This is a genomic window from Streptococcus parasanguinis (genome assembly GCF_019929185.1).
In the GTDB taxonomy this organism is placed as follows: Bacteria; Bacillota; Bacilli; order Lactobacillales; family Streptococcaceae; genus Streptococcus; species Streptococcus parasanguinis_O.
The window spans coordinates 1-17,495 of sequence record NZ_JAHZPC010000021.1 but is presented as its reverse complement, the minus strand read 5'-3'; the positions used below and the strand labels follow the sequence as shown (position 1 = coordinate 17,495).

At 42.7% G+C, this 17,495-nt stretch carries 8 protein-coding genes; 7 read left to right on the top strand and 1 reads right to left on the bottom strand.

Translation table 11 applies throughout. From position 1 onward, the window contains the following. A partial coding sequence (locus tag K1I56_RS09430; protein WP_223325831.1) for an SspB-related isopeptide-forming adhesin occupies positions 1–3,603 on the top strand: 3,603 nt, incomplete at its 5' end. 435 nt (positions 3,604–4,038) lie between these two features. Here K1I56_RS09430 and K1I56_RS09425 read toward each other — a convergent pair. Further along, positions 4,039–7,926: a glycoside hydrolase family 66 protein gene (locus K1I56_RS09425; protein WP_223325830.1), complete on the bottom strand. Its 3,888-nt coding sequence runs from the start codon at positions 7,924–7,926 to the stop codon at positions 4,039–4,041. A 612-nt stretch (positions 7,927–8,538) separates the two neighbouring features. Between K1I56_RS09425 and K1I56_RS09420 the strand changes: the two genes are divergently transcribed. From K1I56_RS09420 to K1I56_RS09395, 6 genes are all read left to right on the top strand, one after another. Further along, the gene (locus K1I56_RS09420; protein ID WP_223325829.1) at positions 8,539–11,217 is read left to right on the top strand and encodes a GbpC/Spa domain-containing protein; all 2,679 of its coding nucleotides are present in this window, start codon (positions 8,539–8,541) and stop codon (positions 11,215–11,217) included. 162 nt (positions 11,218–11,379) lie between these two features. Next, positions 11,380–12,246 (top strand): ABC transporter permease, encoded by an 867-nt coding sequence (locus tag K1I56_RS09415; RefSeq protein ID WP_003008955.1) that lies wholly within the window; start codon positions 11,380–11,382, stop codon positions 12,244–12,246. Then, a complete protein-coding gene (locus K1I56_RS09410; RefSeq protein ID WP_021154011.1) occupies positions 12,243–13,007 on the top strand; it encodes an ABC transporter ATP-binding protein in 765 nt (254 codons plus the stop codon). The genes K1I56_RS09415 and K1I56_RS09410 overlap by 4 nt, the downstream gene beginning before the upstream one ends. A 915-nt stretch (positions 13,008–13,922) precedes the next feature. Further along, positions 13,923–14,465: a hypothetical protein gene (locus K1I56_RS09405; RefSeq protein WP_223325828.1), complete on the top strand. Its 543-nt coding sequence runs from the start codon at positions 13,923–13,925 to the stop codon at positions 14,463–14,465. A gap of 204 nt (positions 14,466–14,669) precedes the next feature. Then, the gene (locus tag K1I56_RS09400; RefSeq protein ID WP_003008950.1) at positions 14,670–16,331 is read left to right on the top strand and encodes a ribonuclease J; all 1,662 of its coding nucleotides are present in this window, start codon (positions 14,670–14,672) and stop codon (positions 16,329–16,331) included. Positions 16,332–16,401: 70 nt separating this feature from the next. Continuing rightward, positions 16,402–17,184, top strand: coding sequence for an alpha/beta hydrolase (locus tag K1I56_RS09395; protein ID WP_223325827.1), 783 nt, complete (start codon positions 16,402–16,404; stop codon positions 17,182–17,184). The last annotated feature ends 311 nt before the right edge of the window (positions 17,185–17,495 follow it).

Here is a 17,495-nt window from a genome sequence, read left to right as displayed (position 1 = left end):
TACAACCCAACAACTAAGAAGGTTGAAAAACCAAGCAAACCAACTGAAAAACGTGTAAACAACGTTCCAGTTGAAGTGGAATTCAACTTCACTAAACGCTTGGAAGGCCGTGAGCTGAAAGCTAACGAATTCAGCTTCGTGCTTAAAGATTCAGAAGGTAAGACTCTTGAAACTGTAAGCAATGATGCATCTGGTAACGTTAAGTTCTCAGCTATGTCATTCAAGAAGGGTGACGAAGGTGTTCACAACTACACTGTAGAAGAAGTTAAAGGAAGCGACGCAACCGTTACATACGACACAATGAAAGCGAATGTAACAGTTACAGTTAAACATGATGGTACTGCTAAAGTTCTGATCGCGACTGTAGGCGACATTGCGGATAAAGAATTTAACAACCGTGTGACTCCTCCAGAAACTCCAGAATTCAATCCAGAAAAATATGTTCTGAACGAAAAAGAATTTGATTTAACTGGAACTTCATTATTAGATGATGATAAAGAGTTGGCAGACAAGGTCGCAGATACCAATGCGAACCCATATGCGGACGATGCATCTAATAACGAAAAAGCGAATATCAATACTAAATCAGTTAAACCAGGTCAAAAACTTGTTTACCAAGTATGGTTGGATACAACTAAATTTGACGCAAACAACAAAGACCATATCCAATCAGTAGGAATCTCAGATGACTACGATGAGGCTAAAGTTGATGTTGATGGTTCAGAAATCAAAGCTTATGATGGTAAGACTGGTGCGGATGTAACAGCTAAATTCGATATTACTGTGAACAACGGTGTGATCACTGCAACCCTTAAAGATGGCTTTACTAAGTCACTTGGCGATGCGGAAAACACACAAGTCATCGACACAACTAAATTCGAATTCGGACGTTACTACAAGTTTGATATCCCAGCTACAGTGAAAGCTGACGTTAAAGGCGGAGTAGACATCGAAAACACTGCGGCTCAAGTTGTAAACTACTACAACCCAACTACTAAGAAAGTTGAAAAACCAAACAAACCAACTGAAAAACGTGTAAACAGCGTACCAGTTGAAGTGGAATTCAACTTTACTAAACGTATGGAAGGCCGTGAGCTTAAAGCCAATGAATTCAGCTTCGTGCTTAAAGATTCAGAAGGTAAGACTCTTGAAACTGTTAAGAACGATGCCTCAGGTAACGTTAAGTTCTCTAAACTTGAATTCAAGAAAGGTCAAGAAGGCGTTCACAACTACACAGTAGAAGAAGTTAAAGGAACAGACGCAACCGTTACATACGACACTATGAAAGCGAATGTAACAGTCACAGTTTCACACGACGGAAAAGCTAAAGTTCTGATCGCGAAAGTTGGCGACATTGCGGATAAAGAATTTAACAACAAGGTGACTCCTCCAGAAACTCCAGAGTTCAACCCAGAGAAATACATCTTGAACGCTGAGAAATTCGACCTTACTGGTAAATCACTTCTTGATGATGATAAAGAATTGGCAGACAAGGTTGCGGAAACAAACGCAAATCCTTACGCTGATAAGGCTGACAATAATGAAGCAGCAAACATCAATACTAAGACTGTGAAACGTGGCGATAAGGTTGTTTACCAAGTATGGTTGGATACAACTAAGTTCACTGAAGCGCACAACATCCAATCTGTTGGTGTTACTGATGACTACGAAGAAGACAAGCTTGACATCAATGTTGCAAACATCAAAGCTTACGACTCTGTAACAGGCGAAGATGTGACTGCTAAATTTGATATCAAGGTTGAAAACGGTGTGATCTCTGCAACTTCTAAAGCGGACTTGACTAAGTCACTTGGAGACGCAGAAAATACTCCAGTGATCGACACAACTAAGTTTGCGTTTGGACGTTACTACAAGTTCGACATCCCAGCAACAGTGAAAGATACTGTTAAGGGTGGTGCGGATATTGAAAACACTGCAGCTCAAATCGTTCACCAATACGATCCAACAAGCAAGACAGTGAAGAAACCAAACAAACCAACTGAAAAACGTGTTGTGAACATCCCTGTTTCAGTAGAATTCAACTTCACGAAACGTTTGGAAGGCCGTGATCTTAAAGCTAACGAATTCAGCTTCGTTCTTAAGGATAAAGATGGTAAGACTCTTGAAACTGTGAAGAACGATGCATCTGGTAACGTTAAGTTCTCAGCTCTTGAATTCAAGAAAGGTCAAGAAGGAACTTACAACTACACTGTAGAAGAAGTCAAAGGAACTGATACAACCGTTACTTATGACACGATGAAAGCAGTTGTGACAGTTAAAGTTTCTCATGATGGAACAGCGAAAGCTCTCCTTACTAAGGTAACGGATCCATCAGACAAAGAATTCAATAACACTGTTCGCCCACCTGAAACTCCAGAATTCAACCCAGAGAAATACATCTTGAACGAATCTAAATTCGATCTTACAGGTGTGAAACTTCTCGACGATGATAAAGAGTTGAAGGATAAGGTTGCGGACACAAATGCAAATCCTTACGTTGATAAGACTGATAACAACGAAGCTCAAAATATCAATACGAAGACACTCAAGAAAGGTGATAAAGTATACTACCAAGTATGGTTGGATACAACTAAATTCACTGAAGCACACAATATTCAATCTGTTGGTGTGACAGATAAATATGACAGTGCAAACTTGACTGTCAACGGAGCTGATATTAAGGCATACGACTCTGTAACAGGAGAAGATGTAACAGCTAAGTTTGATATCAAGGTTGAAAACGGTGTGATTACTGCAACATCTAAAGCAGACTTGACTAAGTCACTTGGCGATGCAGAAAATACACAAGTTATCGACACAACTAAGTTGGCCTTTGGACGTTACTACAAGTTTGAAATTCCTGCAGAAATTAAACAATCTGCTCAAGATGGTGTGGACATTGAAAATACAGCTTCACAAATCGTACACCAATACGATCCAACTAAGAAGACTGTAGAAAAACCAGAAAAACCAACTGAAAAACGTGTAGTCAACATTCCAGTTAAGGTTCAATTCCAATTCACTAAGAAATTGGAAGGTCGTGCATTGAAGGCTGGTGAATTCAGTTTCGTTCTTAAGGACGAAAAAGGAAATGTGATCGAAACCGTAACCAATGATGCGGCTGGTAAGATCACCTTCTCAAATCTTGAATTCAAACGTGGTGAAGAAGGAACTCATCTCTACCATGTAGAAGAAATCCGTGGCACAGATTCTAGCATCGAATACGATAAGATGGTTGCCACTGTGGGTATTATGATTAACAAAGACGGTAAAGTATTGACGGCTATTACTCAGTTGCCAGAAGATACAGAGTTTAACAACACTGTTATTCCGCCAACAACACCGCCAACAACACCGCCAAATACACCACCAACAACACCACCGAATACACCACCGACAACACCGCCGACAACGCCACCAACACCACCAACACCACCAACAACACCGCCAACACCACCAACGCCACCAACACCTACAACTCCTCCAGCTCCAGCACTTCCTGAAACTGGTGAAGAACAATCAGCATCTGCTGCATTGTTAGGTGCTGCACTTGGTATGGTTGGCCTTGCGGGACTTGCAAAACGCAAAAAACGCGAAGACTAAAATTGAGGTGACATCAGCAAACTTGTTGATGAGGTGACAATTTTAGATCCAACAGGAAGAGGCTTTGCTCGAAAGAGCAAGGCCTCTTTGTTTGGTATTGGAAACTTAGAAAAACATGCATAAATGTGATGAAAAAGTTTCAGTAAAATTCTATATATTCATTTCATTCGGTTACTAGTTTCAGTAAAATTCCATTGACTTGAAGTAGAGAAAACAGTATACTAGTAAAGCAATTTGATCTTTCAAACTGCCGGCAACAAGGGGAATGAATCCACTTTGAATTGGAATACAGTAGGGTTTGGAGTGGTAGTACTTCACACCCTTATTGTCGTCAGTCACCCTCATAAAAGGGATCTAGACTCTGAATGAGTTGTATAAATATAAAAAAACTTCCTTGGAACAGAATTCCATAGGAAGTTTCTTTGTGTTTGGGATCTACTCTTGTTTCTTTTTGTAAGGGATAAGACTGGACAAACCTGCTAAGAGGCCAAGTCCAAGTAGGGCTAGCTGAGAGGTTTCTTCACCTGTTGCAGGTAGATGAGTTCCTTCTTGAGGGGTGTTAGGAACAACTTCAGGGAGTTCCTCTTTTTGGCTTGTTGTTTCAAGAGGTTTCTCCTCTTCTTTGTTAGAGAGAAGTGTTGATCCCTTTTCTTCATGAGCATCAGTCGTGTTTGCTTTTGTCACGGAAGGAAGAGGGCTAACTGTTTCTTCTTTTTCTGTTTCTGGGGATGGTTGTGGAGTAGGGATTTCTTTGACCTTATAGGCAAAGATCAAGATGGTTGTTCCCACTTCTACGTTCCCAGTTTGTTCAGCTGCACCGATCCGTTCGTAAACGTGGCCGTCGTAGGAGATTTCATCTGGTGCGCTAGCGACGTAAGGGGTTCCATTGTCCACATTGGTTGCAACAGCAAGATCTGGTTGCAATTCAGTGCTAGTATCTTGGATGACAAATCGCGCGATGACCGTTCCCGTAGCTAACTTGTAATCATAGATGACCGTTTTCATTCCCTTAGTGACTGTGCCACTTGGATCAGCAGAATCAGCACGGTGTCCAACTAGATGGTAGATACGACCATCTTTTGTGATTTCTGTTGGGGCCTCACTGGTGTACTTGGTGCCGAAATCTACCTCTGTAGCAAGGTCTTGCGCCTCTTGCAGATCAGTGTCACTTCCCTCAATGAGGAATCGTACTCTGACCGATCCTTTGCTGATGGCATAGGTAATAGCAGTATCAGCTGTTGGAGAATCAGGGCTTGGAAGAAGATAGCCTTTGGTTTCGTCAAGTGGATCCACAAGGTTTAAGACTTGTCCACGAGCATCTTTTGGCTCTAATCCCTCCACGTAAGGAAGGATAGCAGTAGGAGACGCGATGGCAGTTGGATTTGTGGGATCGTTTAGATAAGCGATCTCTTTTTGAGCATGGGCTGGTTCATTACCAGTAGCATAGCTGATCCTATAGGCACCGACTGGGCGATAGATGACCGTATCTGTGATGTCTGCTGCATCAGCATGAATGCCAGTATGTTCTCCTACTTTTGTCAGGTCAGAAGAGGTGGCATCAGTCGATTCTTCTGCTACGACAATATAGCCTTTTTTGACGGGATTTTCAAGAGCTGCAAAGCTTGTGCCGTCTTGAGCTGTCCAGTCTTCAAGACTTGTCTCGCCTGTCACCAAATTGATGGTTCCTTTGCGAGTGAAATGAAGGCTGTCAGTTTGATCAGCTATTCCTGCAGGCCGGCGGTTAGATCCATCGTTGTCCTCTGTTACATAGGTCACTGTACGGGTCACTGTTTCAGATAAATGATCCAGATCAGCCGTTGTTTGACCAGCTGGAGCTAGAGGAGTTGGATAGACACGACCTTCGCTATCTCCTGGAACAACTTGACCGGCTTGGATGGGCTGTGTTGCAGAAAATTCCACAATTTTTGGTGTCAAGCGGACAATAAACTCTTGAACGCCATCTTCATTGGTGTTGTTAGCGTCGCGGTCAAAGTTTGGTTGTCCGTCTGCATCGAAGCCATTCTCTACTAGTTCATAGCCTTTCTTCAAATAGTTGGTAATGGTTTCTTTTGTAGAGTAGTTGATCTTTTCACCTGTATGACCAACCAAATCACTGGAACGCTCGAGCTCAACCCCGTTTTCGTCTTGATAAAGAACATGAGCGACTTCATTGAGTTTGACATAGAGCATGTCCCATACATCTAGACTAGGAACATCGATAGCAGCCATCCATTGGCCAGCACCTCCGTCATAATAAACATTTGCGCTTGTTTCCCGAAGGTTGATGTTGTATGTTCCTTCTACAGCATCAGGTGTTGCCCAGTAAATGCTGGCGTGTTCAGCCTGGTCTTTTGTAATTTTTCCGAGTGGAACAAAAGCTTGAATATTGGTCAATTTTTCGGTTGTATTCACAGCGCTGTTCCATTTGTTTTCAGTGATGCCGACCAAATTGATCAAGTGAGCAATCCGATCACCCGTCTTGGTTTCTTTTGTAAGGGTATAAACGGTTCCAGGTTGAACCCCGTCAGCATTATCCAGGTTGGATCCGATGAAGTTGCCGTTTACCAGTACATTTGTATTGTCTACGATCCGACGAGTATCATGCGCCAAGGTTTCGCGCCCGCGGAGAAGTTCTTGATAAGCAACGATGAATTCTTGGTAGTTGAATTCTGCATTGGCAAAGTCAGCATTGACTGGTAGGTTTTGATTGAGATACCATTCTGCTTGGATCACCCCAAAACCTTTAGCATCCTGAGAAGTATTGAGGGCTGCAGTCGTCATATGGTAACCACCGCTCGCTGCGATGATGGCATCTGTCAGCAATTCGTTGTCTTTGCTGAGGGCTGATGCATTTTTACCACGATGGGTATAGGCTGCGATGATGGGAGATTTCCCCTTGTATAAATCACGCATCCGTTCGGTGAGACGAGTCAAGGCTTGGTAGGTAGAGTCATAGGCAATGCTATCTCCCCAAACTTCCGCATAAGGTGCAGAGACATTGGTCTTTCCTAGTCGATCAGCATCTCCAGTAGAGATATCGTTGATCATGAAGTCATAGCCTTCTTTTTTGAGAGCCTCTGTCGCAGCTGTGGCTAGTTCTGGATAGTGTTCGCTCAAAGAGAAGCCTTTTCCAGGTTCACTTTCTTTTTCCACCCAGTTAGAGCCCATGGTATCCCCTTGCCATCCATCAAAGCCGCCTTCTTTCATGGCTTTGGTCATGACTTCAATGATAAATTTTTGCCAATTTGGATCACCTGGATCGAGAAATTGTTGGATATCGGTCGCTGTGACATCCCCCTTTTTACCGAAGTTGAAATGGTCTGCTAGATTGCGAACGATGGCGCTTTTCACTTCATTTGGAACCCCTTCTTCGAGGGAAACTGCGTAAATCATGTTATACAGCATGGCTTTGGCACCAGTTGTATGGACATGAGCCACCAGCTCTTTGACTGCTTCTGTATCGATGACAGGTAAGTAGGACTTGCGCTTGTCAGGATCTGTTTCGCTATTTGGAATCAAGAAAGTCGCCCAGTCTTGAGTGAAACGTTCAACATTTGCTGGGAATGGGTTGGCAGGTGTATTGTAGACATCGTAGAAGAAGTAGTTGTTGATGTGCATATTGGCCAATTGGTCAATACTATTCTTGTAACCTTCTACCTGATCATTGGTGATGGAGTTGTGATTGTCTTTAGAGCCGGCAACCACCCCATAACGTGGGTAAATCGTCCAGTCATCTTCAACAGCAAGACCCGCTGCCTTATGAAAGGCTTGGGAGCCATCTGCTTTCTTACCAAGGACATCAACGATAAATCCAGCATTAGGTGAAAAGACTGTACTTGGAATTGTCAGTTCGCCGCCTTCAACGTTTTTCTTTTCATAAATGACCTGATCTAAATGAGAGACAGTGACATCAGATGAAACCACTTCAGGGTTGTTGATAGAGATACGGACGTCTTCCCCACTTTTATAAGTCGCTTTATCAAAGGTGACGTCGTTGGTGATTTTTGGAGTATTATAAGTAGTTACTGGAGCTGCACTGACCGGTTGAGTGGCAGTTACAGTTGCTGTTGATTCAGATGGAGAAGAAGTTGCTTCCGTCGTAGCACCTTCCTCACTAGTAGTAGTAGGAGTACTGGTATTGGTTGCTACTGGTTGAGCGGTTGATGGGATCTCAGAAGTCGGATTGGTGTTGACCTCGTCAGCCATGGCAACAGAGCTTAACATCAAGGCTCCAAAAAGGGTAATCATAGAGACTAATGCCTTGTTGCGCTTGCGAAAATAGCCGTGCCCTTTTTCAGAGACACTATTTTTTTGTTGATTCATTTTTTTCTCCCACATACTGTTTGTATAGTTCGTTGAACAGTTTAAAGTAAATTGTTCTATCGATGCCAATAAGTATACGACATTTCACTAGATAGTGTCAATTTAAGAACGAAAGTCTGTTTGAAAATTTTCATGGAAGTGTTAGAAAATGGCCTTAAATAGGGGTTTTTGATTCATAAAAATGAAAAACCAAAAAACGTTTGACACAAAATTTCCCCGCATTTTAAAAATAGTACAAATTAGTGATAAAAAACAAAACAAGGAGAAACGTTTGCATAAGCTGTAAGGCCCATTAGTAAAAGAATTTCTGCAGTTTATTCTATTTTTATTTCTGTAAATAAAGTTAAAAAATTTTTTTTAGAAAAATGAACCGGCAAAAATCAGATGTCAAACGTTTGACATATATAGAAGAAAACTAAAAAGAAAGCTTTTATAAACAAGGAGTTTTATCAAAAAAGAAGCAAAATTTGAATGGAGATGTGAAAAAAATCAAAAAATAATATTGACACATAAGGGGGCAAGTGTTAATATCTCCTTACAAAAATCGACATTAATATTTAAAGTGTTGATTTTTGTAAGGAGAAATTTGAAAAAGAGGTTAGAAGGAATTATATGTCACTAATTAAAGATAGCAAGACTACCAAATATGCCTTGCGTAAAACGTCTGTCGCTTTTGGTTCTGTAGCAGTCGCTACGGTTCTTGCAGTAGCAGGTGCTGCATCTGTTTCTGCAGATGAAGTTGTTTCAGCTACTACAACAGTCACTTCAACAACGGCTACTCCAACAAGATCGACAACTGAGACTAAAGAAGTTGCTGTACCAGATTATTTAGAGACTGCGAAAACCGATGCGGTAACTACTGGACTTGAAGTTACAGAAACAGAAGCAAAGACCCAAGCAGATGAAAAAACTGCTGAGCAAGATTATGCGAAGCAAGCCATTGCTATGGATAAGACCGTAGCAGACTATAAGGCAGAAGTTGCAGCGAATCAAGCAACTTATGAGAAGGAAAAAGCAGTTGTAGATGCGAAAAATGCAGCGGCTCAGGTAGCTTATGACAAGGAAGTTGAAACCTATAACAAAGAGCAAGTTGCTTACGAAAAAGCAGTGGCTGAAAATGCTGCAGCCCTAGCAGATAATCAGGCTGCAAAAGCGGCTTATGAAAAAGCCTTTGAAGAATACCAAACTGCTTTTAAAGCTTATATTGAGTCTGTTAAAGCCAAACAAGCCGTTGAGACAGAAAACAATTTGGCCCAAAAGGCTTACGATATCAAATTAGCCGACTACAAGGAGAAAAAGCGCCTCTATGATGAAGCGCAAGCAGCTTACTTGATTGATAATGAACTATACAAGAAGAAAAAAGCGCAATACGATGATGCTAAAGATGCCTTCAATAAGATGGTTAAAGAGCGTGGTGGAAACCCTGAGAAGTACAAACAAGATTTGACCTTACTTCCAGAAGAGTTGGCAGATGGGGAAACAACGACGCTTTACCACCAAACAACAGGTCTTACTACGTATTTGACAAAAGAAGGTCAATCTCGCTTGTATGGGGACGGTAAAGCTACCAAGATGTATGAAACCAAGAACCTACAAGATTCCGATTTGACAACAACGAACCCATATGCAGATAATGAAATCGAGTGGGCAGTCGTTAAAGTTGGAGACAAGTTCGATGTCACTTACAAGGGTCTTCGCCAGGCTAATATCAAAGAAGGTCGTGATATCAAGCGTATCGCTAAAGTGGTCTACAAGTACGAAGTGAAAAGCTTGCCATCTAATGACGGTCGAGGAATCGTTCAAATTTACAATGATCCAGCGGTAACAATGACGATCGGAAGCTCAACTGACACAGACCAACCCGTCACAGTTGGTGTTGATGTTGAATTTTATGATGAAAATGATCAATTGATTAATTTAGCTAACCATAATGCCATTTTGGCTTTGAATTCCTTAAACCACTGGAATGGAGCTTCTTATGTTGAAAATGACAAACCTCGTGCCCTTCTTGTAGAAGCTAAAGATATCAATGGAAACACTGTTCGTGGAACTTGGGATCCTTATTCAGATGGTAGTAACCCTAGTCTTGATGGAGCAGATGTCGCTGTGAAGCGTGGCTATGCAAACTTCGGTAGCGCTCAAGTCTTTAATGATGCTGATAATCCATTGAAGATCGTTGGTCAAAAAGCAACTTGGGATGGGAATGGCTTCTCAGTCAGTGAAGAAACTGTCCTTGATGTGACGACGGTCAATGCTTCTGGTGGAGGAAATGGTCATTCTATCGGAACAGAAGACTATCAATTTGGGGATAATTCTGATATTGTCGGTACTTATTCAGTTGATGCGGGATCAGGAATTTTGACCTATACCCCACGGATGAAGCACCAAAATACACCTCACGTAGAGTCTGTAAATATTGGAAATAAAGAATTTATTAAATTGCCAAATTCTAGTGTTGACCAAGATCCAACTACAAAAGAAGTTTTTGCCAAGGAACAAAACCAGTACATGAACGAAGGTGCAACTTTTAATGCGGATCCTTCAAGTTCAACTAAGGGATGGGATGATCCAAAAAGTCCGTATCTCTACTATGGTGGTGGTGCAGTTGTCTTGAAAGACGGCCATCTTGAGTTCACTGCTAAGGGAGCGAATGCTACGGATGAAGCAACCCTCTATTGGTTCTCAATCAATTCAAATGTTGCCTTTCCACAAGATCCAGGAGAAGAGCCGGTGAAACCAACCGCTCCAACTGCTCCAACAGCCCCTGAAAAACCTGAAATCAAAGATGTTCCAGCTGAAAAGGAAGTTCCTGTTCCGCCGGCTTGTCCACTTTACAAGGTAGAACCAAAAGTTCCTGAACAACCAGTGAAGCCAACAGCTCCTGAATTGGAAAAGGATCCGGTGCTAAAAGAAACTGTAAAACCGACTGTAGAATGGCATAAAAATAATATTCTTGTTACAAAAGAAGAGCCGCAGCCAGAACCACAACCGGAACCACAGCCAGAACCACAACCGGAGCCACAACCGGAACCACAGCCAGAACCACAGCCAAAACCACAGCCAAAACCACAACCAGCACCTAAGCCAGAGCCTAAACCAACTATTGGCTACCATACGCCTGCGCCAATGGTAGAGCAAAAAGTTGAAGAAAATTTGGTCTCAGATGTTGTGAAGGTGAAAGAAGTATTGCCACACACAGGTACAGAATCAGCAACCGCTCTTACCAGCCTTGGCTTACTTGGTGTGATCGCAACAGGTTTGGGTCTTGCTCGAAAGAAAAAAGAAGACTAAGATTTTCTTTTAATCCTTTAAAAAAATATCACGATTAAAAACCAGAAGGCACAACCTTTTGGTTTTTTTATAATGCATGAAAAGGGAATTGATGACAATTTCCTATAGGTTCTCCTCCATATTTGTGATACAATTAAACTACTATTATCGAAGGGAGAAACTATGATTAATTCAATTGTTTCACAAGGTTTGATTTGGGCCATTTTAGGGTTAGGAATCTTTATGACGTTCCGAATTCTAGATTTTCCAGATATGACGACAGAAGGTTCTTTCCCGCTTGGAGGAGCGGTGGCGGTGACCTTGATTACCAAAGGGGTCAATCCACTACTTGCGACGCTGGCTGCTATTGGAGCAGGGTGCTTGGCGGGACTTGCGACGGGTCTTCTCTACACAAAAGGGAGAATCCCCACACTCTTGTCAGGGATCCTGGTGATGACGTCCTGTAACTCGGTTATTCTCTTTGTCATGCAGCGGGCTAATCTGGGACTTTTGGGCTATAAAAAAATTCAGGAATTTCTTCCTTTTGCCAGTGGGTTCAATGAGATCCTGATTGGCTTGATTTTCGTAACGCTTGTGATCCTTGGTTTAATCTTCTTCTTGGATACACGCTTGGGTCAAGCCTATATTGCGACAGGGGACAATCCAGACATGGCCAAAAGTTTTGGGATCAACACTGACCGGATGGAATTGATGGGCTTGGTTATTTCAAATGGGATTATTGCTCTTTCTGGTGCACTGATGGCTCAGCAAGAAGGCTATGCGGATGCTTCACGTGGGATTGGTGTCATCGTTATTGGGCTTGCTAGTCTCATTATTGGAGAGGTGCTCTTTTCAAATGTCACCTTGACAGAGCGCTTGCTCAGTATTGCGATCGGATCGATCGCCTACCAATTTTTGATTTGGGCCGTGATTGCGCTTGGCATCAATACCAGCTATATTCGAATCTTCAGTGCCTTGATCTTGGCTATCTGCCTGATGATTCCAACCTTTAAGGGAAAAATCATGAAAGGAGCGAAACTCAGTAAATGACAGCAATTGTAGAATTAAAAAATGTCACCAAAGCCGTGAGCAATGGGATGAACGAAGAAAAAGTCATTCTGGATGATGTTTCCTTGGAAATTCGAGAGCATGATTTTATCACAATTTTGGGGGGGAATGGAGCTGGAAAATCAACCCTCTTTAATACCATTGCTGGGACGCTTCCGGTGAGCAGTGGGAAGATTTATATTTTGGGGGAAGATGTAACCAACTATTCTCCTGAAAAAAGAGCCAAGTACCTATCGCGGGTCTTTCAAGATCCTAAAATGGGGACGGCGCCTCGCATGACAGTAGCGGAAAACCTCTTGGTAGCGAAGTTTCGCGGAGAGAAACGTGGCTTGATTCCGCGTCACTTGGCCAGCTATAAAGAAGAGTTTCAAACAGTCCTTGCTAAGATCGGCAATGGCTTGGAAAATCATATCGACACAGCCGTTGAGTTTCTATCAGGTGGGCAACGTCAGGCTTTGAGCTTGTTGATGGCGACACTAAAACGTCCAGAACTTTTGCTATTAGATGAACACACTGCAGCCTTGGATCCGAAAACCAGCCAGGCTCTGATGACCTTGACGGATGAGTTTGTGAAACAAGATGCTCTCACTGCCCTTATGATCACCCACCATATGGAAGATGCTTTGAAATATGGCAATCGCTTGATTGTGATGAAAGATGGACATATCGTCCAAGATCTCAATCAAGAAGAAAAAGCCCAAATGGCCATCGCAGACTACTATGAATTATTTGAGAAAGAATAAGATACAAAGGGCGTAGCGGATACAGTCAAAATAGGGAATACGACGCAGAATCTTCAGATTCTAGGAGGATTCATCTTTTTGACACAATCCGCAGCCCGTGTTCATTTAATAAGATACAAAGCCCGTAAAATGCAAAGTGGAAATAGGGAGTAGGACCGAAGCGATATGATTTATGAACGCTTCTTCGTCCTACCCCCACAAGGCTGATTAGAATTCTTCCGAGCTGATCAAGCGAGAGAAGAAGCCAATCAGCTACTGTGCCTTGTCTACATGCTAAGCTAGAGAGCTTGTTCTCTAGCTTTTTCTCTTTCTAAAACACAAGCTACTGTTTATAAATATACGTCGTCCCTTCAATGAATGCCTTATACAACAAAAGAGCTTAGAAAGAGGTCAGAAGAAAACCGTATAAAAATAGGAACTAGTTTCAGATGGAAACGCTTGCAATCGCTAAGGGAGTTGAGTATAATATAGTTAGAAAGATGAAGAAGGGATTGATACCAATGCCTTATCGAGTTAAAATTTAGGTTACTTCGTTTTAGGCCTGTTTTGCTGATAGCTGTTCATGCTCTTATCGTAAAAGAGCAGTTATGTCGTGTGTGTCGGATCGGTTGGACGGTCGGGCAAGCCTGCTTAGTTTGTCCGGAGACATAAGAAAACGTGGAAATAGTAGGTAGAAGCTTTTTATAAAGGTTTTCAAACTTCAATGCGTCCAGTCGAAAGCTCATAAATTTAGATTTGGGATAGCAAAGAAAACCTCTGGTATTTTACACAAATACTATTAAATGAAATCAACATCATAAACATTGTTTTGTTAGCCAATAGGTTAATTGCACCAAGTCAGCGAAGCAGACCAGGCCTCTAGTCCCGTAAGACTGGAGGCCATTTTTTATAAAATACCCAGGAGGAGGTGAGAGTATGGGATTGTCGTATGCGCAAGAATATAGTTGCCGTGACCATTTTCGGCAAAGAGCTTTTGAGCGCTTTGGCGTAGATGATCAGCACCTGAACAGGTGGATCAACCAACACCTCCCCTCCCTCTCTCCTTATGATAGTAATGTGGTTCAACCAGCTAATACAGAAGCCTATGTAGCCAGTGATGGTGTCATCTTTGTCTGCAATATCAAAAGTCGGGAATTTATCACCTGTTTTAAGGCGGTTAATTACCATGAGTCTAAGGAAGAAGAGGAAGCTTATACGGACATTCACGAAAGCAATGTCGCTTCTTTCAAAAAAGACATGAACCACTTGGTCAATCGCTATCGACTCAAGGAAGCCAAGGAGCTGTTTGAAAACATTGGGGAGGATTTGGATGACTTTTATCGCCTGTCCCAAGCGGTCAAGAACGGCCAATTGAGCGAGCGAAATAGTAAGCGCCTAGAGGAATTGTTAGGCAAGTTTCATGTGATCAAGGCAGCCATGCGGATCATTGAAAATAAACGGGGAGATTACCATCTTTAGGGTCTTTTCCCCCTAAAAGCAGGCGCCTAGAAGCTTTCTCATCTAATTTAGATGGGAAGGCTTTTTTGGCTGTGGAAAGCTTTTTGAAAAAAAGAGAAAAAAATTGTATAATAGAGTGGATATGCAAGTATTTGCAAAGCTGTAATTCGACTTGGGTGACCAAGGACCGTAAGTATTAAAATAATCACACTAAAGGAGACAACAGTGAGTAGTATTAAATTAGTCACTCTTGGCGGTGTTCGAGAAAATGGGAAAAATCTCTACGTTGCCGAAGTGAACGATTCGATTTTTGTCTTGGATGCAGGTTTGAAGTATCCAGAAAATGAGCAACTTGGGGTGGATGTCGTTATCCCCAACATGGATTATCTATTTGAAAACAAGGACCGCATTGCGGGTGTTTTCTTGACCCATGGTCATGCGGATGCCATTGGGGCTTTGCCTTATCTTTTGGCGGAAGCGAAAGTCCCTGTATTCGGGACAGAGTTGACCATTGAGTTGGCTAAACTCTTTGTAAAAAGCAATGATAGTGTCAAGAAATTCAATGATTTCCATGTCATCGATCAGAATTCTGAAATTGACTTTGGTGATGCCGTCGTCTCTTTCTTCCAAACAACCCACTCCATCCCTGAAAGTATCGGGATTGTGATTGGCACTCCTGAGGGCAATATCGTCTATACAGGAGACTTTAAATTTGACCAAACTGCCAGCGAGTCATACGCGACAGATTTTGCTCGTCTAGCTGAGATTGGACGCGAAGGCGTGCTCGCTCTCTTGAGTGATTCGGCCAATGCGGATAGTAATATTCAAGTTGCCAGTGAGCAAGAAGTAGGCGATGCCATCTTAGATACGATTGCAGACTGGGATGGTCGTGTCATCGTAGCTGCGGTAGCCAGCAACCTTTCTCGGATCCAGCAGGTCTTTGATGCTGCGGCTGAGACTGGCCGTCGGGTGGTCTTGACAGGGTTCGATGTGGAAAACATCGTCCGCACAGCTATTCGCTTGAACAAATTGTCTCTTGCCAACGAAAAACTCTTGATCAAGCCAAAAGAAATGAGCCGTTTCGAGGATCATGAATTGATCATTTTGGAAACAGGCCGGATGGGTGAGCCGATCAACGGTTTGCGCAAGATGTCTATTGGCCGTCACCGTTATGTGGAAATCAAAGATGGGGACTTGGTCTACGTTGTCACAACGCCATCTATTGCTAAAGAAGCTGTGGTGGCTCGTGTGGAAAACATGATCTACCAAGCAGGTGGCATTGTCAAATTGATCACGTCAAGCTTGCGCGTGTCTGGTCACGGAAACGCACGGGACTTGCAGTTGATGATCAACCTTCTTCGTCCAAAATACCTCTTCCCGATCCAAGGGGAATACCGCGAATTGGATGCCCATGCACGAGTAGCGATGGAAGTCGGTATCTTGCCTGAAAATATCTTTATTCCAAAACGCGGAACTGTGATGGAGTACGAAAAGGGGGACTTCGTCCCTGCCGGTAGCGTCTCAGCTGGAGATGTCATGATCGATGGGAATGCCATTGGTGATGTGGGCAATATTGTCCTTCGTGACCGTAAGGTCTTGTCAGAAGACGGGATCTTTATCGTGGCGCTCACGGTGAATCGCAAAGAGAAGAAAATTATTTCCAAAGCGCGCGTGCACACCCGTGGTTTTGTCTATGTCAAGAAGAGTCGGGATATTCTTCGTGAAAGTTGCGAATTGGTCAACCAAAGTGTTGAAGACTATTTGGCACAAGACAGCTTTGATTGGGGTGAGTTAAAAGGTTTGGTACGCGACAACTTGTCTAAGTTCTTGTTTGAACAAACCAAACGTCGTCCAGCCATCCTACCAGTCGTGATGGAAGTGAAATAATAGTAGAAAACGAAACGCTTGGTGGGCGAAGGCTTGCCGAGTGTTTTTAACAGTAGAAAGAGGAAATCAAATGGCAGTTATGCAGATTGAGTATTATTCAGAAGCCTTGAAGATGGAGTGGGGCGTGTCCGTCCTTTATCCCGATGCATCGCGCGTGGAAGATCCAGCGGATACGGATATTCCAGTCCTTTATCTCTTGCACGGGATGAATGGGAATCACCACTCTTGGTTGAAGCGGACCAATGTGGAGCGCATTTTGCGAAATACCAATCTGATCGTGGTCCTGCCTAATACCAATAATGGTTTTTATACAGATACCCAGTATGGCTACAACTACTACACGGCTATTGCGGAGGAATTGCCAGAGACTCTTTCTCGCTTCTTCCCGAATATGACTAAGAAACGGGAGAAAACCTTTATTGCGGGCCTATCCATGGGCGGCTATGGATCGATGCTCTTGGCTCTCAAGACCAATCGTTTCTCTCATGCGGCTAGTTTTTCTGGAGCACTTAGTTTTCACGATAGAGACTTTGAAAACAATGACTTGGAACAACCAGCTTTTTGGAAGGGAATTTTTGGAGAGATTGAGGATTGGACGACCAGTTCCTATTCGCTAGAGACGGCTACCAAGAAGTTTTCAGATAAGAAGACCAAACTATGGATCTGGTGTGGGGAGCAGGATTTCCTTTATGAAGCCAATAATTTTGAAGTCAAGGAATTAGAAAAGTTAGGCTTGGATGTCATCTATACCCACAGCCCAGGTAAGCACGAATGGTTCTATTGGGAACGTGAGTTGGAGCACTTTTTACAAACCCTACCAATCGACTTTGAATTAGAAGAAAGACTAAGTTAAGATACAAAGGGCGTAGCGGATACAGTCAAATAGGGAGTAGGACAGAAGCGATATCATTTATAAACGCTTCGTCGTCCTACCCCCACAAGGCTGATTAGGTATTCTTCTGAGCTTAGAAAGCGACAGAAGAATCCAATCAGCTACTGTGTCTTGAATTAATTGCTATTCAGCTTGCGTTTTTGACACAATCCGCAGCCCGTGTTCGTTTAATAAGATTGAAACAATCATCATATGGAGGCTGGGACAAAAGTCCTAGCCTCTTAATTGTTTTTGGATTGTCGAGCAAGACGCAGTGGTTGAGTGGGCTCTAC